This window comes from Solitalea lacus (assembly GCF_022014595.1).
GTDB lineage: Bacteria > Bacteroidota > Bacteroidia > Sphingobacteriales > Sphingobacteriaceae > Solitalea > Solitalea lacus.
In genome coordinates this window covers 2,417,036-2,435,569 of sequence record NZ_CP091740.1, presented here as the reverse complement: position 1 = coordinate 2,435,569, position 18,534 = coordinate 2,417,036, and the positions used below count along the sequence as shown (strand labels likewise).

Below are 18,534 nucleotides of genomic sequence, written 5' to 3'. Positions count from 1 at the left end.
GATGATTGAAACCATTTATAATTCATCATTTATATATCAAAATTATTTTCTTTGTCTGACTGCTTCGTACAAAATTATACCAGCTGAAACGGAAACATTTAGCGAAGCAATTTCTCCCAACATTGGAATTTTAGCCCTTGCATCACAATATTTCATATATTCAGGTGATATTCCATCTTCTTCTGAACCCATTATTATTGCCGTTGGACCCGTGTAGTCAACTTCTGTCAATAAATTATCGGTTTTTTCTGTACAAGCAACTAATTGAAGTCCTGAATCTTTTAAAAACTCAAGTGTTTCTTTCAATTTCATTTCACGGCAAATTGGCACTCTGAATAATGCTCCTGCTGAAGTTTTAATTGCATCGGGATTTACTTGAGCCGAACCTCGTGCAGGGACAATTACCGCATCAACTCCCAAACATTCAGCTGTTCGAACAATTGCGCCAAAATTTCGTACATCCGTTACCCTATCAAGAATAAGTAAGAGAGGCGTTTTCCCTTGAGCATATATTTCAGGGACGATTTGCTCTGTTTTTTGGTAACTTATAGGTGAAATAAATGCGACAACACCCTGGTGATTCTTGGTGGTTAAGCGATTAAGCTTTTCAATAGGTACAAACTGGAACGGGACATCATATTCAGCAATGACTAATCGTAACTCTGCATAGAGATTACCCGCTAGGCCCTTCTGTATGAATAAACTTTCAATTTCTTTACCTGCCGTAATTGCTTCAATTACAGCCCGAATGCCAAATATTAACTCGTTGGTTTCTTTTTTAACTATGCCAAAATTTCTCATGGAATCGCAAAACTACGAATCAATTATTTTATTCTCTGAATATCTGCCATTTAAATTTTAAACAATTTTAGCCTCGATACTATGCATACACAAAGGTTTTCCACATTAAAATAGTTATCAACATAGCTCTTGAAAATACTAAAAAGTTGATTTTTAGACAAACAGAGACGGTATTGTTAACATTTAATTCATTTACCAACAATTTATGTTAATAAGTCCACAGTTCTATATTGCTCGTTTTCAATTAGATTTAAGATTACGGATTTGGCTGTTTAAAAATTTGAACTGTATGAAAGGAGATAAGTAAATATATTTGTCGCCACAACCGTTAAAACTACCTTCGTGTAATTAAGTATGAGTTTAGATAATTTTGAAACAAACGGAAATTCGAGAAGTAAATCCGATAGGCGTACTACGGCTCGTAAAATGCCCCAAACATTAATAGGTGGTAAATTGCAGCCTCAAGCCGTTGAACTTGAAGAAGCCGTTTTAGGGTCGATAATGATTGAAAAGAATGCTTTAACGTCAGTTATCGAATTCCTTCGTCCTGAAATTTTCTATAAAGATTCCCATCAAAAAATATTTAAAGCCATTATGGACCTCTACAGCGAGTCTTCGCCTGTAGATATTTTAACGGTGACCAATCAGTTACGTAAAAGTGGTGATTTAGAAATGGTGGGTGGTGCCTTTTACATAACTGAATTAACCAATCGGGTAGCTTCAGCTGCCAATATTGAGTTTCACGCCCGTATTATTGCTCAAAAGTATCTTCAACGCCAGCTTATTCAAATTTCAACAGAAACGGTGAATATGGCTTATGAGGACACCACTGATATTTTCGAGCTATTGGATAAAGCGGAAAGTGACCTGTTCAAAATTACAGAAGGAAATTTGCGCCGAAATGCCGAAAACATGTCGGACTTGGTAAAAAAGGCAGTGCTGGAAATTGAAAAACTGAAAGATAAAACTGATGGATTGACAGGTGTTCCTTCAGGTTTTACGGCATTAGACCGAGTAACCTCCGGCTGGCAGCGTTCTGATTTGGTAATTATCGCGGCTCGTCCGGCCATGGGTAAAACCGCGTTTATCTTAAGTGCAGTTAGAAATGCATCTGTAGGCTTTAATTTTCCAGTCGCAGTTTTTTCCCTTGAGATGTCATCTGTGCAGTTGGTTAACCGTTTAATTGCCGGAGAGGCCGAGATTGAGGCTGAAAAACTTAAAAAAGGTAATCTCGCTCCGCATGAGTGGCAACAATTGCACTCTAAAGTGGGTAAACTAGCTGAAGCCCCAATCTATATTGATGATACTCCAGCCCTAAATGTTTTTGAGTTACGAGCAAAGGTTCGCCGTATGAAACAGCAATACGGGATTGAAATGATCGTAATCGATTATCTTCAGCTTATGCATGGCTCTGGTGATGCTAAAGGTAACCGTGAACAGGAAATTAGTGGTATTTCAAGGGCATTAAAAGGAATTGCTAAAGAGCTGAGTGTTCCGGTTATTGCACTTTCTCAGTTAAGCCGTGCGGTAGAAACCCGTGGAGGAGATAAAAAGCCAATGCTTTCCGACTTACGTGAATCGGGTTCCATTGAGCAGGATGCCGATATGGTACTTTTCTTATATCGTCCGGAGTATTATGGATTCACTCAGGATGAGAGCGGTCGTTCAACTGCAGGTGTTGCTGAGGTAATTATTGCTAAACACCGTAACGGTTCATTGGAAAATGTTCCTTTAAAATTTGTTGGAAAATACATTAAGTACCAGGATTTAGATCCGGATAATTTTGATTTCAGCAGTTTTGATGTAAATAACCTAAGTGCCTCTGCTGGCCTCTCTCCTTCTGCCGGCTTTGATGACGAACGTCCACAAAACTTTATTATCCGCCCATCAAAAATGAATGAATTTGATGAAGGAGGTGATGATTTTGCACCTTTTTAATAAGTAAAAAAATATAAAAAAAGCCTTTGAACCCTATTCAAAGGCTTTTTTACAATAATTATATTTATAGAAATAATCCTATTAATAATCCCGAAAGCATGATTATTGCAGCAGGAATTTTAGTAAACCGTAATAATGTGAAGGTAACTACAATTATTGCTACAGAGAAATAATTGATATCAATAGGCTTGGCTAATAAAAAGAAGGCTGCAATAACGAATCCAACAGAAACAGCGTTAACACCAGCCATTGAGTTCTTTACTCGGGTAATCTTTTTTAAGTCATTCCAAAAGGGAACAATAAATAAGATCAAAATCAATCCAGGCAAATTGATACCTAATACCGCAGCAAAACTACCAAGTAGTTGCCCCATTATTCCCGAATTTTTCATAGCCATACCACCCAAAAAGGAACTGAATGAAAATACCGGTCCTGGGATGATTTGTTGTAATGCATATCCCGACAAAAATTCCTGTGTGGTGAGGTATTTCTTTAACTCAACAAACTCAGTATACATATAAGGTATCAATACTTGTCCGCCACCAAAAATTATGATGCCGTTCCGATAAAAGTTCTCAAATAAACGAACAGGTAAGCTAAAAAAAGACGTTCTGTTAATTATTGCCCCCATCAAGGCAAAGAATATCAAGATTCCAAAGAAATAGGCTACCTTATTCTTATTAACATTAATTACCAGTTTTTCGCTTAAATCACGTTCTTCATCGTCTGTATTAATTCGTGAAGTTATATAGCCTCCAAATAGAACCAAAACAGGGAACATGAATGGAAAAACAAAAGGATTTTTAAGTAACATGGAACATGTAAAAGCTACTGCAGCTAAAGTAAATGTAAGCTTGCTTTTAATAACCTTTGATGCAAAAATAAAAGCTGCGTAGGCTACAAAACCTAAAGCCATAGGCTCTATTACCTGTAATAATTTTGGTATTTCAATTTTTGAGGAATAGGAAACAAATAATATGGCTGCTATTGCCATCATCAAAGCCGATGGTAATAGCCAAATTAAAAAGGTTAATATGGCAAACCATAACCCTCCTATTTTATATCCAATAGCGGTAATAGTTTGTGTTGAAGCAGGTCCTGGCAAAACCTGACACAACGCATTAAGTTCAAGAAGTTCTTGTTCGCTTAAGTAATTTCTTTTCTCCACAAACTCTTTTAGCATAATGGCTATGTGGGCTTGAGGTCCACCAAAAGCAGTTAAGGTATATTTTATTACATCACCTAAAAAAAGAAACTGTTTAGCCGTCAACGTATTATATTTTAATAAATAGAAGTAAGTTCCTTGTTTATAGCCTATTCATCTTCATAATCTAAACCCAAAACTGAATTTAGTGCTTGTTGAAGTTCTGATGCAGCGTGAAAATTGCCTGCTTTTCTGGCAATTATTAATCCTTTTTTGTATGTTACCTCTGCATCGTCTTTTCTTAAGAGCTTTTCATAAAGTTTGCCCAAATGGTAATAAGTACCTACGTAGTTTTCATCGGTATTTACTAATTCGGTAAAATATTGTAGAGCTAGATCTGTATTATTTAACTTTAAATATTCAGTTGCGATTGCATATTTTAAAAATGAATCATTAGGCTCATTTTCTAAAAAACGTTGTAATTGCTCCAAACGAGAAATTTGCATTTTGAGAATTTAGGGTTTTAGGTATTTTTACAAAATCAATGCATGCAAAATTAGTAAAATACAATTTGCTTTATATATTTGTATGCATGCATAAGTTTTTTTTAATTCAATCAATTAATTTTATGAAAGTACTAGTTTGTATAAGTAACGTTCCGGACACAACAACAAAAATAGCTTTTACGGACAACAATACACAATTCAATACTGCTGGAGTACAATACATCATCAATCCGTATGATGAAATTGCTCTTGCACGTGCAATTGAATTATGTGAAGGCGGTAAAGGATCAATAACTGTAATTAACGTTGGTGACTCCTCTACTGAGCCAACAATTCGAAAGGCACTGGCAATTGGAGCTGATGATGCTATTCGAGTGAATGCGGCACCTCGTGATGCGTATTTTGTGGCAAAACAAATTGCTAATGTTGCGAAGGATGGTGGTTATGACTTCATCCTAACCGGCCGGGAATCAATCGACTATAATGGCTCACAAGTGGCCGCTATGGTTGGTGAGTTTTTATCAATTCCATCTATTTCTATTATTAAAAAAATAGATTTAAATGGAAATACAGCCACTATTGAACGTGAAATTGAAGGAGGAAAAGAAATAATTGAAGCTCCAGTTCCGTTTATTGCAAGTTGTGCAGAAGGAGTAGCAGAACCAAAAATTCCAAATATGCGTGGTATTATGTCGGCACGTACTAAACCTTTGGCCGTGGTTGAGCCGGTTGAGATTGCTAAAGTTGCTGAAGTTAAATCATACAGTACTCCTGCCCCCCGCGGCCAGGTTAAAATGATTGATGCAACTGATGCTGAAAAATTAGTTGAAGCATTACATAATGAGGCAAAAGTTATATAACATATAAGAAGCGAGATTAGAGATGATAGTTCGATCATCTATGCAATCTCAATCCAAATCTAAAATTCTAGTTTAAAATCATGTCAGTATTAGTATATGTTGAAAATGCCGAAGGCAAATTCAAAAAATCAACCTATGAAGTAGTTTCTTATGCCAAAGAAGTAGCTAATCAGTTAGGAACCAGCTTAACAGCATTATCAATTGGAGACGTAGCTGATAGTGTATTGGCTGAGTTAGGAAAATACGGTGCTCAAAAAGTATTATCGATAAACAATCAAAAGTTAAAAAGCTTTGTTAACCAAGCCTACGCTTCTATTATTGCCCAAGCAGCAAAGGCCGAGGGTTCTAAAGTTGTGGTTCTTGCGGCTAGCTTTTCAGGTAAAGGATTAGCTCCTCGTGTAGCTGTTAAACTTGAAGCAGGTTTAGTTGATGGTGCTGTTGAATTACCTGTTTTAAGTGATAACAAATTTACTGTTAAGAAAACTGCATTCTCAGGAAAGGCATTTGCAAACGTAGAGTTAAGTTCCGATGTTAAAATCATCTCATTGGTTCCAAATTCATTCAAAGTTGTAGAACGTCCTGAATCTGCTGCTGTGCAAGCATTTGAAGCTTCAACTTCAGAAAATGACTATAGTGTAATGATTAAAGACATTGTAAGGGCTTCTGACAAAATTTCGTTACCTGACGCAGAACTAGTAGTTTCAGCCGGACGTGGATTAAAAGGACCTGAAAACTGGGGAATGATTGAAGAACTTGCTAATTTGCTTGGTGCTGCTACTGCATGTTCTAAACCAGTATCAGATGCCGGATGGCGTCCGCATTCTGAGCACGTGGGTCAAACAGGTATTGCAATTAGTCCAAACTTATACATTGCCATTGGCATTTCAGGAGCCATTCAGCATTTGGCCGGAGTAAGCTCATCAAAAGTTATTGTGGTAATTAATAAAGATCCTGAAGCTCCATTCTTTAAAGTGGCTGATTATGGTATAGTTGGCGATGCATTTGAAGTTGTTCCAAAGTTAATAGAAGCAATTAAAAAGTATAAGGAAACGGCTTAAAGTAAATATTTTACCCGTTTTCGATTTCTAAATCCTATATTAGCATGTCGTTTGGTTATAAATACCAAACGACATTTTTTACATTTAATGAAGAAGATAAAGCTAGATATTGTAGGATTATCGTATAGCCAAACACAATCGGGTGCCTATGCCTTGGTTATGGGTGAAGTTAATGGACGACGTCGGTTACCAATAATAATTGGCGGCTTTGAAGCGCAAGCAATTGCCATTGAAATCGAAAAAATGACCCCTACCCGACCGCTTACTCATGATTTATTTAAATCATTTGCGTTGTCGTTTGGTATTCAAATTCAAGAAGTTATTATTTATAACCTTGTTGACGGTATTTTTTATGCTAAACTTATTTGTTTTGATGGAAAAAGAACGTTGGAAGTTGATGCCCGAACGTCTGATGCAATTGCCCTTGCAGTTAGATTTAATTGCCCGATCTACACTTATGAATTTATCCTATCACAAGCAGGTATATTAATTGAAGGTAATGAATTTGTCTTTTTGGAAAATGTGGAAGGCAAAGAAGATACTCAATCTGTACCCACTTCAGGTGTTAGCAGTTATGCCTCACTTTCAGATGATGAGTTAAAAGTACAGCTGAAAGCAGCTTTGGAAGAAGAAGCCTATGAAAAAGCCGCCAAAATACGTGATGAATTAAGCCGTAGAAAAGCTTCATAACTTCCTATTTGATCGATTTTATCTATTTAGTTGCATATTTCTATTTCAAGAATACAGATGCTTAAATATGGGTAGATTTACCGGATTATTAGGTGTTGTCCTTATTTTGGGCATTGCTTTTTTAGTTTCAAATAATCGTCAAAAAATAAATTATCGCGTTGTTTTAAGCGGTTTTTTCCTTCAATTTTTTATTGCCGTTTTAGTATTCAGGATAACATTGGTTAGGCAGTTTTTTGAAATGCTAGGAAAAGGAATGGCTAAAATCGAGCACTTTGCATTTCAAGGTGCTTCTTTTGTTTATGGGGGCTTGGCAGTAGATAAAGGTAATGGAACTATCGGGAACTATACTTCAGGAGGATTTGTTTTTGCCTTTAATGTTACTGCAACTATAATATTGGTGTGCGCTCTTGTTGCAGTTTTATATCACTTTGGTATAATGCAACGAATTGTTTCAATTATAGCAAAGGCCATGAACTATATTATGCGAGTGAGTGGTGCTGAAGCATTAAGTAATGTTGCGAGTGCTTTTGTTGGCCAGGTTGAAGCCCAAGTAATGATTCGTCCTTACCTAAAAACAATGACTAATAGTGAACTTTTAGCCAGTATGAGTGGCAGTTTGGCTTGTATTGCAGGTGGAATTTTGGTAGTTTACGCAAAAATGGGAGCACAAGCAGGAATGGACCTAGCTCCTAAGCTCATTACGGCAAGTTTAATGGCGGCTCCTGGAGCTTTGGTGATTTCTAAAATTGTTTTTCCTGAAACTGAAGAAAGTCAAACCCTAGGAAAGGTTAAACTTGAGGTAAAAAGCAGTTACTCGAATGTAATTGATGCTATATCGCATGGAGCTGCAGATGGGTTTAAAATCGCTATGAATGTTATTGCGATGTTGATTGGTTTTATTGCAATAATTGCTTTGCTAGATGCAGTATTGATTTCAATTGGTCATCTTTTTAACCCTGATTTCAACCTAACACTTAATTATATATTCAGTAAGATATTCTACCCTTTTGCATGGGCCATGGGCGTTCCGGCTGCAGATGTGGATAATGTAGCGACACTTCTCGGCCAAAAAATTACTATTAATGAGTTTGTTGCATTTCTAAATCTTACCAATAAATCTGTTCCTATTGTAACCGAAAAAGGCTTAATGATTGTAAGTATTGCTATTTGTGGTTTTGCAAACTTTAGCAGTGTAGGGATGCAGATTGGCGGAATTGGTGCTTTGATTCCAGAACGCAGAGCTGATTTAGCTAAATTAGGTCTGAAAGCCTTATTATGTGGCACACTGGCTTCCTACCTATCAGCCACTATTGCCGGAATCTTAATGTAGCCGTGAAAACAGGTTGTAAAAATTGATAGTGCCAACACGGCATTAAAGGGAGGGGTGATTAGTGGCAAAAGAAAATCACAGCCAAGAAAAAATTATGAAATCAATTTGACCTGCATTTGTAAAAAGCCTAAACACCTTATTTTCTTATTGATACCTCTCTGTGCCTTCGTTTTAAAGTTAATTTATTTCAGAAGTGACCGTTATAACCTTGGCCACGTGATATTCATCATGCAATATATCTCGTTCAGTTTCTTGTTTCTGGTTATAAGTTTAATAAAAAGAGAACGCCTTCCCTACAGTGTGTTTTAGGGAAGGCGTTCTCTTTTTACAGATACGATTTAAAATTATCGCTTCTCAATCGGAATATATTCTCTAGTTGTATGACCAACATAAATTTGACGTGGACGACCTATAGGTTCTTTATTTTCACGCATTTCTTTCCACTGTGCAATCCAACCTGGTAAACGACCTAAAGCAAACAATACTGTAAACATGTCCGTAGGGAAGCCCATTGCACGGTAAATAATACCTGAATAGAAATCAACATTAGGATAAAGCTTACGACTGATGAAGTACTCATCATTTAAAGCAACTTCTTCAAGTTTCTTAGCAATATCTAATACTGGATCGTTTATACCTAATTTACCCAATACATCATCACAGGTTTTCTTGATGATTTTTGCACGAGGATCGAAGTTTTTATAAACACGGTGACCAAAGCCCATTAATCGGAATGGATCATTTTTATCTTTTGCTTTAGCAACCCATTTATCAACATCACCACCGTCGTTTTTAATCAATTCAAGCATTTCAATTACAGCTTGGTTAGCCCCACCATGTAACGGTCCCCATAGTGCAGCAATACCTGCTGAAACAGAAGCATATAGATTACAATCTGATGAACCAACTATACGAACAGTTGAAGTTGAACAGTTCTGCTCATGATCAGCATGTAAAATCAACAATTTGTTCATGGCATCAACCAACACAGGGTCCATTTGGTATTCCTCAGTACGATGACCGAAAGTCATGTATAAGAAATTTGACACATAGTCAAACTTATTTTGAGGGTACATCAATGGATGGCCAATTGCTTTTTTGAAAATCCATGAAACAATGGTAGGCATTTTAGCTACCAATTTTAACATAGTTAATTCAATCTCATCTTTAGATGGATTTGGATTTAATGACTCAGGATAGAATGAAGATAAAGAACAAACCAAAGAAACTAATTGGCCCATTGGATGTGTTTTTGATGGATAACCATCAAAAAACTTCTTCATGTCTTCATGAATCAATGTATGACGACTAATAGCATAAGCTACTTCTTCTAGTTGCTTTTTGGTAGGAAGCTCTCCATATATTAGCAAGTACGCAACCTCCAAAAAAGAAGACTTTTCGGCAAGCTGTTCAATTGGATAACCACGATAACGTAAGATACCTTCTTCACCATCTAAAAAAGTGATAGCACTTTTAGTGGCCCCTGTGTTTTTGTAGCCCGAATCTAAAGTGATATGAGTGCTAAGATCTCTTAATTTGGTAATATCAATGGCTTTTTCATTTTCCGTACCGGTAATAACTGGAAGCTGGTACGTTTTGTCTCCTAATTTAAGTTCTGCTACTTCTGACATAACGTTTGTGAAAATCTATTTGATTGTAAGGAAGCCATAAACAACCCGCAATAATAGATTTTCTGTGAATTATCTTGAACGGGTTTTTATGGAAGTCCAAATTTAATTAATTAAGACAGATTTAAAAATAAATGTACTTTTCTTTGAAATATTTTAAAAAATAATGACATTTTTAATTTAAACAATGAAGAATTTTAAAAAGTTGCAACTTGGTAACCACAGCTAAATTCCTCATTACGAGCTAATGAACGTATGCCTTCCTTATTTTTCAACTGTTGATTAGACTCAACTGCATCAGCAATGCCGTGCCAGGGTTCTAAACAAACAAAATCAGCATTCTTTTTTGCCCAAATTCCGAAAAACGGAAAATTATTGAAGAAAAACGCCAATCCATTAACCGATTTATCGCTCTTTAAGGTAATTTTTGAGGATTTTAGTGATTTAAACACTAAGGCATCCTCATTAAACAGAGAATAATTTAAAGGCAAATGATTTTCATTTTGTAAAACCTTACTATAAGGTTCACCAATCAACCCTCCTACTATTGACCATCGATCAATATTTTCTTTTTCCTTAAACTCCAAATAATAATCATCATAGCGTAAATGAGGTTCTATTGGAACTTTAAATGCCGGGTGGAAACCTACTGAAAAAAACATTTGTTCATTACCTGTATTAGTTACCTTAACTTCAACTTCGAGTATGTTTTCGATTAAGCGATAAATTATTTCGAGGTTAAAATTGAACGGATATTTATTGATTGTTTGATCCGAACTGTTCAAGCCAAAAATAAGCTCATTTTCGGTTTGCTTGATTAATTCGAAATTCAAATCGCGGGCAAAGCCATGTTGAGTTAGTTCATAACTTTTACCATTAATTTGATAAGTATCATTTTTTAGCTTGCCAACAATTGGAAACAATATAGGAGCGTGTTTAGCCCAAGCTTCCCCAGCCTGCCATAAATACTCCAACTTAGTTTGCTTATTATAGATACTATTTATTTCTGCACCCTTGCTATTAACCTTAATGGATAGAAAATTGTTTTCGAGAATATGCATTTGGTTTGTAGGTACAGTATCCAATTGAATTGATTTAGTCACCGTCAATTAAATTACCTAGACCACCCAAAATACTTCCTTCTTCTTTTCTTGGACCTGTTGCCATTGAAAGAATTCTTCCAGCCAGACGAGAAATTGGCAATGACTGAATCCAAACTTTACCTGGCCCGCGTAGAGTGGCAAAAAACAACCCTTCACCTCCAAATAATGAATTTTTAATTCCGCCAACAAACTGAATATCATAATCTACTGTATTAGTAAATGCTACAATACATCCTGTGTCTACTTTTAAAACTTCACCTGGATGGAGCTCTCTTTCTACCACCATGCCCCCGGCATGCACGAAAGCCAATCCATCACCTTCCAGTTTTTCCATGATGAATCCTTCTCCACCGAATAAACCAGTCCCTAGCTTACGTTGAAACTCTATTCCAATTGAAACGCCTTTTGCAGCACATAAAAAAGCATCTTTCTGACAAATTAAACTCCCTCCTAACTGATGCAAATCCATTGGAATAATTCTTCCTGGATAAGGTGCAGCAAATGTTACGTGCCTTTTATTTATACCCTGATTGGTAAAGGCAGTCATAAACAAACTTTCACCAGTTAGTAAGCGTTTTCCTGCCGAAAAAAGCTTACCCATAAAACCTGTATTTTGCTGACTACCATCTCCAAAGATGGTTTGCATTTGAATTTCTTGATCCATCATCATAAAACTTCCTGATTCGGCAACAACCGTTTCTTGTGGATCAAGCTCAACTTCTACACATTGTAATTCTTCGCCATAAATGCGAAAATCAATTTCATGATTGCTTTTCATTAGTGTTTAATTTGTATCTGAATAAGTTTATTGTTTGATTTTCTATAAATTCAATCCTAATAAAGTAACTTTCAGGGTCGATTTTTTTTGATAAAAATACCATAACTTATCGGAAGTAAAATTTTATAATGGTAAAAATTTCATGGCTTTAAAATGGTATAAATTAGATAGTGTTGCCTGGAGGCCTGCTGATTCAAATGGCTTATATCATGTTGGATTTGCCCAAATTCAAGGACGCAAATTTTGCCTGATTAAAAAAGGAAATTCATTTTATGGCGTTCAAAACAATTGTCCACATGCCGGAGGAAATTTAAGTTCTGGCTGGATTGAAAATGATAAGCTAGTCTGCCCGGTTCATAGGCATACTTTCGACTTAATTACAGGACGAGGTTCAGTTGATCAAGGAGATTGTGTCCGCACCTACAATCTGAAAAGCATTAACGACCAGATTTATATTGAACTTCCTTTGTCAATGATCAATCCACTAAATTGGTTTAAACTACTTTAATTAAAGAAATAAAGTAGTTTGAATGAACCGTATTGATTGGTTTTAACAGCATGCTTTGTTTCTTTCGATTTAAAGTTGTAGGATAAATCTACTCCCCAACGATTTTGGGAATACATAAAACCTACTTGCTGACCAAAATACCAAGGCTGAATAGGTTTCACAATTTCTTCAGACGAAAATTGAGTAGAAAACATACCGCCTTGTATTGTTGCATTATATGCAACGTAATTAAAGGATGGCTGCAAGTAAAAGGCCCATTCATGATCACGCTCATTAATTGATGCATTCTTGCTATTAGTTGGTTTGGCATTAAACACACAGCTATTAAAGGCTTTTTCCAATTTACCTAGCCGAATAATTCCACTAGCAGATGCCCCTGAAAAGAAAGTTCCTAAATCACCCTTGCCAATTATAGATGCATCAAAAAAACGCTTGCCTGCCTTATTATTTAATAGCATTCTACGATAATTAATACTGAGATTAATCCCCCATAAATCTTCGATTTGATGCTCCCAACCCATTGGATGATAATAACCAAATGCATTATGCGTCCAACTTTGAAGCTGATCTACTTTGGTTGAAGGGCCAATTATACCTACTGCACCTGAAAATTGTAAGGAAGATTCATTTATATAATGAATTGCCCATAAACCATTTATATAAATATAACCCGCATAAGGTCTGTCAATAAGATCTTCTTGATAATATCCACGTTGCGAAACATTAGACATATAAATTTCATGCCCTAACTCAATTCCATAAATTTTCTTTGCAGTATTTGGCGACCAGCTTTTGTTTTCTGAATTTATTGCTTTGCGTAAAGAGATGAATAATCCATTTGAATAATAACGATCACCTCCAGTAAAAGCATAGGAATCATTATCGGTTTTGCCGCTTAATTGATAATGAAACTGCTTAATTTTTTGAGCGAATATATTCTGTTCAAAAAAGAATAAAAAAAGCACACATGCCCAGAAGAATATAGATCGATTCAATTTTATTATATGAATTTGAAAATGAAGGCATAAAGCAACAAAAAAACGCTGAAACGGCCAAGTTCAGCGTTTATTTTTTTAACGTGGTTAGTTAGTTTTTACCTAGCTAAATTCAGGCAGAAGGGGGATAAAGAGATTATTTCTTTGTTAATTGAAATGGAATCTTGTTTTTGATACCGTAAAGTTGAAAATTATTCAATAGAAAATCGTGAGTATAAATACCCAGATATTTACGTATAACTACTCAAATTTAACCCGTACTTGTACGCATTTTGAATCAAAGTAAAAATAGTTAATTATTGATTTATATTTTTGTTGTATCAAAAAATCAATACTAAAAATGAAAACACAAAACAAAAAGCTTTCACTGGAGCAGGCAAAGAAAATGGTGGACAATTACCGTAACAATGCATTAAAACATGTTAACGGCGTTAAAATGCCAAATTCAATAGATTTCAGTTCAGAATCCGTACAAAAAATATTAAGTAACCCTGAGTGTAAAGGTATCAGAGCGTATTTTGCAGAAGATGAGAAAAATCAGGTGCAATTATTTTTAGTGGGCTATAATGAAGCCGGAGCTGATGTATTACCACAAAGTGCTAAACGTGAAATAGCTTTTGATGAAGAAGATGGAGGAATTGATCCACCGATTAAAATCTGCCCTCCAGATTGTGGTCTTTCATCGTTTTAATTTGATAACTAAAAATGGTATTTGACCTAAACGATATCAATTCAATTAGCTTGTTTATAGCCCTAATCTTAGGGCTATATAAAATTAATAAAGTTGAGGTGTCTGATAAAACATTCATCTTTTTTATAATATACTCCTTTATAATCGACATTCTGTGTCAAATACTTGGAAAATTTAATATCAATAACCATTTCTTGCTTAATATAAATATACTATTGGTTTTTATTTTGATTAATCAACAATTAAACAAATGGAATTTTTATTTTAAAAGGCAGAAATTGTTTTTCGGATTGAACTTATTAATACTATGCATTTGGACCATAGAATCCTTAATTAAGAGTTTTTTGAATTTAAATAACTACTCTTGGGCAATCAGTTCGTTTGTATTAGTTGTTCTTTCCATTCAGCATATAAACAGATTGTTATTCAAAGAAAGTGGCGATCTGATTTTAAACGACAAGGCATTGATTTCCATAGGATTAATTGTCATAAATTTATTCTATACCCTAATAGCCATCTTTGTAAATTTCCGCTTTGTGGCAAGCAATAGTTTTTATTTAAGTGTTGTGCGCTTACATACCCCAGTGAGTATCGCAATCAATATTCTTTTTGCGTTCGCAATTTTTCTCATGCCTAAACGCAAAAAATTCCTTTCAATAAACAGTTAGTTTTTTGCACACAAAACTAATTGCTTTTTCAGAAAATCATTATCTACACCAAATTACTTATTTGCTTCATTATTGGTAAGCTCAGCTATTTTATTTGATTGGGATGATACCATAACAAAAAGCAAAGAAGATAAAGCTGCTGTTTTAACAGCTTATAACTTTAAAAAATCAACCACTAAGAACTTTGTTAACAATTTAAATGCAGCAATTGCAAATTCAGCTACTTTAACCGTTGACCTCTTTTATTTTTCAGGTCTTATTAATTAAAAGGAATATACTCCCAATCAAACCCTGCTTTTCCACCTTCTTAAATTTGGATAATATATAATTCTAAATGGAGAAGTTTATATTCCCTTATTAGCAGAATTTTCATAACAATATTAAGCGAATAATATTATCTACAACAGCTAATTACTCTTTCAGCTTATCTTTAAACACCCTTTTAAATTTTTCCAATTTAGGGGCAATTACAAATTGACAATACGGAGCATCCCCGTTTAAATTGTAATAATTCTGGTGGTAAGCTTCGGCCTTATAAAATTTAGAAAATGGAGCTATTTCAGTAACAATTGGATTTTTAAATGCTCCAGACGCATCCAATTCTTTTTTATACTGTTCTGCAAGTTCTTTTTGTTCATTATTATGGTAAAAAATTACCGAACGGTACTGTGTGCCTTGATCGGCACCTTGTCGATTTAGAGTAGTTGGATCGTGACTGCTCCAAAAAGCTTCAAGTAACTCACCAAAACTAATGACCTTTGGATCATACACAATTTGGGCAACTTCGGCATGACCGGTTTCTCCGGTGCATATTTCTTTATAAGTCGGATTATCCGTCTGACCGCCTGAATATCCTGATTCAACCGATTTAACTCCTTTTAATTGTTGAAATACTGCTTCAACACACCAAAAACAGCCTGCACCAAATGTGACTGTATCTATTATATTATTATTTCCCATCTGCTTTGAAACATTGTTTACTTGTAACGGTTTAATTTTCCTTTCTTCAGGCTTTTGAGCGCAAGCAGTAACACAAAACACAATTAACATTAGGCTCAAAAAACTCTTTTCGCCAGCTTGCATGATTAAATCTTTCATTGTTTAAGTTTTATATCCAGACAAACGTAGAAAATCTTTGATTAGATTTTATCAACATAAATCTGTTACAATAGTTTTACGATGTTGTATTTGTTCAAAATAATTTAAGAAAGATTAAACCGTTAGCAATGTATAGAAGTTATCGAAAATGAGACAAATGAACTCTAAAAATTAGGCTTTATTTTAGTAAATTAATTCAAGTTTTTTCGTTAAAACAGTTCATTTTATTAAACACAATTTGTTTTTTGTAAATTAAAAGAAAGCATTACTTTGTAATGTAAATCAATTAAATTTAACCATCTGATGTTCAGTAAGATTAGTTCGTCAATCAGAAATTTCTTCAAGAAAATCAACGCTTTTCTACCAAAAAATAAGTTTTTAAGAGTTTTAATTTACCTTTTTGTTTCGGTAATAGTCTTCTTTCTGGCTGTTGACCTAAATTTATTTTGGCTGTTCGGTTACTCACCAGGATTTAAAGATCTGAAAAATCCACCTCTTGCCACTGCGTCTGAACTTTACAGTGCCGATAGTGTTTTAATTGGCAGGTATTATAAAGAAAACCGTACTCCGGTAGAGTATAAAGATCTTCCTGAAAATCTTAAAAATGCTTTAATTGATACTGAAGATGCTCGTTTTTACAATCACTCAGGCATTGATATCCGTTCGTTGTTTTCAAGTATCTTTTCCACTCTAAGTGGTGATAGGCGGGGAGCTAGTACCATAACACAACAACTTTCTAAAAACTTGTATCAAACCCGCAGGCAAAAATCATTTGGATTGTTAACGCATATTCCAGTTTTACGCACACTTATTTATAAAACTAAAGAATGGATTACAGCGGTTAAACTCGAAATGGTTTATTCTAAAAATGAGATCCTGACACTTTACCTTAACACAGTGCCTTTCGGAAATAATTCTTTCGGAATTAAAGTTGCTGCAAATAAATACTTTAATAAACAAGTTAATCAATTAGCAACGGAAGAATCTGCGGTGTTAATTGGAATGCTTAAAGCAACGTCAACTTACAATCCTATTTCAAATCCTGAAAAATCTGCGGAACGCCGCAATGTGGTGCTTTCACAAATGGAAAAGTATCATCATTTATCTAAGTCTGAATACGACCATTTATCCAAGTTGCCAATAATCTTAGATCTTAGATATAAAGAAGATAATCTGCAAGAAAAGGATTCTTATATACGAGCTGCAGTAGCTAACTGGTTAAAAGATTGGGCTAAGGAAAACGAATATGACATTTATGCTGATGGTTTGAAAATTTATACAACAATTGATTCTCGGATGCAAAAATATGCCGAAGAAGCTGTAGCTGATCGTATGGCATGGATACAACGTCGATTTTACGGCTATTGGCAAAAACGTAACCCATGGACAAATGAAGAAGGTGATGAAATACCGAATTATTTAGAAACTATGATTGAGCGACTTCCGCTTTATAAAGATCTTCAAAAGAAATTTAAAGGCAATGTCGATTCCATAAATGCTGCTTTGAATTCTCCAAAACGAATGAAAGTGTTTACATGGAAAGGTGAACGAGATACCACTTTTTCAACTATAGACTCTGTGCAGTATTATTCTAAAATATTACAGGTAGGTATGCTTACTGTTGAACCTTCATCATCACACATTAAAACATGGGTCGGAGGTATTAATAATGACTATTTCAAATTTGATCACGTAATCCAATCTAAGCGGCAGGCTGGCTCAACATTTAAACCTTTTGTATATCTAACAGCAATTGATAAGGGAATGTCACCTTGCGATAAAATAAAAGATCAGCCTGTAACCATTAACTATATTGAAAATGGGGAACCCAAAAGTTGGTCACCTAAAAATGCAGATTGGCATTTTACAGGTTATGATATGACATTGCGTTGGGCAATGGGTAAATCATGTAACTCAGTCACAGCTCAATTGACCGAAAAAGTGGGTTGGGATAACGTTGTAAAGTATGCCCATAAATGCGGTATTGAAAGTCCTCTTAAATCTGTTCCATCGGTAGGACTGGGCTCAAATGATGTAAACCTTTTTGAAATGGTATCCGCTTATAGTGTATTTCTGAATAAAGGCGTTTATTCAAAACCGTTATTGGTTACTAAAATTTATGATAAAGATGGAAAAATGATAAAAGAGTTTAAACCCGAACCTAAACGTGTGTTAAGTGAAGAAACTGCTTGGTTAATGATTTATATGCTACAAGGAGGAATACAAGAACCTGGAGGTACCTCTCAAGCATTGTGGGAGTATGATTTATTTAAAAATGGAAATGAAATTGGAGGCAAAACAGGCACAACGTCCAATTATTCAGATGGTTGGTATATGGGGGTAACTAAAGATTTGGTTACCGGAACATGGGTTGGTTGTGATGACAGAAACATACACTTTATGTCAAGTGCATACGGAGAAGGTTCAAAAACAGCTTTGCCAATTTTTGGAAAATTTATGGAGAAAGTGTATTCCGACCCTCATTTAGGTATAACTATGGGTAAATTTCCTAAACCTACTATTAAAATCAAGACAAAGTATTATTGCCCTACTTCTGTCCCTCGGAGGGATACAACCTCTGGCACAGATAGTGCTGATGTAGAGTATGAAACAATGCCAGATAGCATAAATACCGAGTTATAAGTTTCATCTTAACTATTTTTTTCGTATATATGTTTAAACAGTGAGGTCTACCTGAAGTCAAATTCAAGTTTAACTCACAGTTTAATTTTTACACT

17 protein-coding genes are annotated in these 18,534 nt (G+C 35.0%); 9 read left to right on the top strand and 8 right to left on the bottom strand.

Annotated features, from left to right (window positions below):
- Positions 1-42: 42 nt before the first annotated feature.
- The gene (gene rlmB / locus L2B55_RS10340; RefSeq protein ID WP_237844924.1) at positions 43-801 is read right to left on the bottom strand and encodes a 23S rRNA (guanosine(2251)-2'-O)-methyltransferase RlmB; all 759 of its coding nucleotides are present in this window, start codon (positions 799-801) and stop codon (positions 43-45) included.
- Between the two features lie 354 nt (positions 802-1,155).
- Here rlmB and dnaB point away from each other — a divergent pair, with 354 nt between their 5' ends.
- Positions 1,156-2,739 carry a replicative DNA helicase gene (gene dnaB, locus L2B55_RS10335; RefSeq protein WP_237844917.1) on the top strand — a complete coding sequence of 528 codons (1,584 nt, stop codon included), beginning with the start codon at positions 1,156-1,158 and terminating at the stop codon, positions 2,737-2,739.
- A 64-nt stretch (positions 2,740-2,803) separates the two neighbouring features.
- Here dnaB and chrA read toward each other — a convergent pair whose 3' ends face one another.
- Positions 2,804-4,009, bottom strand: coding sequence for a chromate efflux transporter (chrA, locus tag L2B55_RS10330; RefSeq protein WP_237844909.1), 1,206 nt, complete (start codon positions 4,007-4,009; stop codon positions 2,804-2,806).
- 44 nt (positions 4,010-4,053) lie between these two features.
- Entirely contained in the window at positions 4,054-4,389 is a 336-nt protein-coding gene (locus L2B55_RS10325; RefSeq protein ID WP_237844901.1) for a tetratricopeptide repeat protein, read from the bottom strand.
- Positions 4,390-4,511: 122 nt separating this feature from the next.
- On the opposite strand from L2B55_RS10325, the gene L2B55_RS10320 reads away from it, so the two are divergent.
- The 4 genes from L2B55_RS10320 (at position 4,512) to L2B55_RS10305 (ending at position 8,327) form a co-directional block, all read left to right on the top strand.
- Positions 4,512-5,249, top strand: coding sequence for an electron transfer flavoprotein subunit beta/FixA family protein (locus L2B55_RS10320; RefSeq protein ID WP_237844895.1), 738 nt, complete (start codon positions 4,512-4,514; stop codon positions 5,247-5,249).
- Positions 5,250-5,329: 80 nt separating this feature from the next.
- Entirely contained in the window at positions 5,330-6,307 is a 978-nt protein-coding gene (locus L2B55_RS10315) for an electron transfer flavoprotein subunit alpha/FixB family protein (protein ID WP_237844893.1), read from the top strand.
- Positions 6,308-6,394: 87 nt separating this feature from the next.
- A complete protein-coding gene (locus L2B55_RS10310) occupies positions 6,395-6,997 on the top strand; it encodes a bifunctional nuclease family protein (RefSeq protein ID WP_237844887.1) in 603 nt (200 codons plus the stop codon).
- Between the two features lie 67 nt (positions 6,998-7,064).
- The gene (locus tag L2B55_RS10305; RefSeq protein WP_237844880.1) at positions 7,065-8,327 is read left to right on the top strand and encodes a NupC/NupG family nucleoside CNT transporter; all 1,263 of its coding nucleotides are present in this window, start codon (positions 7,065-7,067) and stop codon (positions 8,325-8,327) included.
- Positions 8,328-8,671: 344 nt separating this feature from the next.
- On the opposite strand, the gene L2B55_RS10300 is transcribed toward L2B55_RS10305, so the two are convergent.
- The 3 genes from L2B55_RS10300 to L2B55_RS10290 form a co-directional block, all read right to left on the bottom strand.
- Positions 8,672-9,958, bottom strand: a complete 1,287-nt coding sequence (locus L2B55_RS10300) for a citrate synthase (RefSeq protein ID WP_237844878.1) — start codon at positions 9,956-9,958, stop codon at positions 8,672-8,674.
- Positions 9,959-10,152: 194 nt separating this feature from the next.
- Positions 10,153-11,058 carry an aldose 1-epimerase family protein gene (locus tag L2B55_RS10295; protein WP_237844862.1) on the bottom strand — a complete coding sequence of 302 codons (906 nt, stop codon included), beginning with the start codon at positions 11,056-11,058 and terminating at the stop codon, positions 10,153-10,155.
- Positions 11,051-11,836 (bottom strand): TIGR00266 family protein, encoded by a 786-nt coding sequence (locus L2B55_RS10290; RefSeq protein WP_237844860.1) that lies wholly within the window; start codon positions 11,834-11,836, stop codon positions 11,051-11,053. Before L2B55_RS10290 ends, L2B55_RS10295 begins: the two co-directional genes overlap by 8 nt.
- Before the next feature lie 142 nt (positions 11,837-11,978).
- Between L2B55_RS10290 and L2B55_RS10285 the strand changes: the two genes are divergently transcribed.
- Positions 11,979-12,344 carry a Rieske (2Fe-2S) protein gene (locus L2B55_RS10285; RefSeq protein WP_237844853.1) on the top strand — a complete coding sequence of 122 codons (366 nt, stop codon included), beginning with the start codon at positions 11,979-11,981 and terminating at the stop codon, positions 12,342-12,344.
- On the opposite strand, the gene L2B55_RS10280 is transcribed toward L2B55_RS10285, so the two are convergent.
- Entirely contained in the window at positions 12,341-13,339 is a 999-nt protein-coding gene (locus tag L2B55_RS10280) for a lipid A deacylase LpxR family protein (RefSeq protein ID WP_237844831.1), read from the bottom strand. The two genes, L2B55_RS10285 and L2B55_RS10280, sit on opposite strands and share 4 nt — an antisense overlap.
- Positions 13,340-13,679: 340 nt before the next feature.
- Here L2B55_RS10280 and L2B55_RS10275 point away from each other — a divergent pair, with 340 nt between their 5' ends.
- Together L2B55_RS10275 and L2B55_RS10270 are read left to right on the top strand one after the other, a co-directional pair.
- Positions 13,680-14,030 carry a hypothetical protein gene (locus tag L2B55_RS10275; protein WP_237844829.1) on the top strand — a complete coding sequence of 117 codons (351 nt, stop codon included), beginning with the start codon at positions 13,680-13,682 and terminating at the stop codon, positions 14,028-14,030.
- Positions 14,031-14,770: 740 nt separating this feature from the next.
- Positions 14,771-14,965, top strand: a complete 195-nt coding sequence (locus L2B55_RS10270) for a hypothetical protein (protein WP_237844827.1) — start codon at positions 14,771-14,773, stop codon at positions 14,963-14,965.
- Between the two features lie 144 nt (positions 14,966-15,109).
- On the opposite strand, the gene msrA is transcribed toward L2B55_RS10270, so the two are convergent.
- Positions 15,110-15,796 (bottom strand): peptide-methionine (S)-S-oxide reductase MsrA, encoded by a 687-nt coding sequence (msrA, locus tag L2B55_RS10265; protein ID WP_237844825.1) that lies wholly within the window; start codon positions 15,794-15,796, stop codon positions 15,110-15,112.
- 303 nt (positions 15,797-16,099) lie between these two features.
- Between msrA and L2B55_RS10260 the strand changes: the two genes are divergently transcribed.
- Complete coding sequence (locus L2B55_RS10260; protein ID WP_237844817.1) at positions 16,100-18,439, top strand: penicillin-binding protein 1A; 2,340 nt, start codon at positions 16,100-16,102, stop codon at positions 18,437-18,439.
- Positions 18,440-18,534 lie beyond the last annotated feature (95 nt).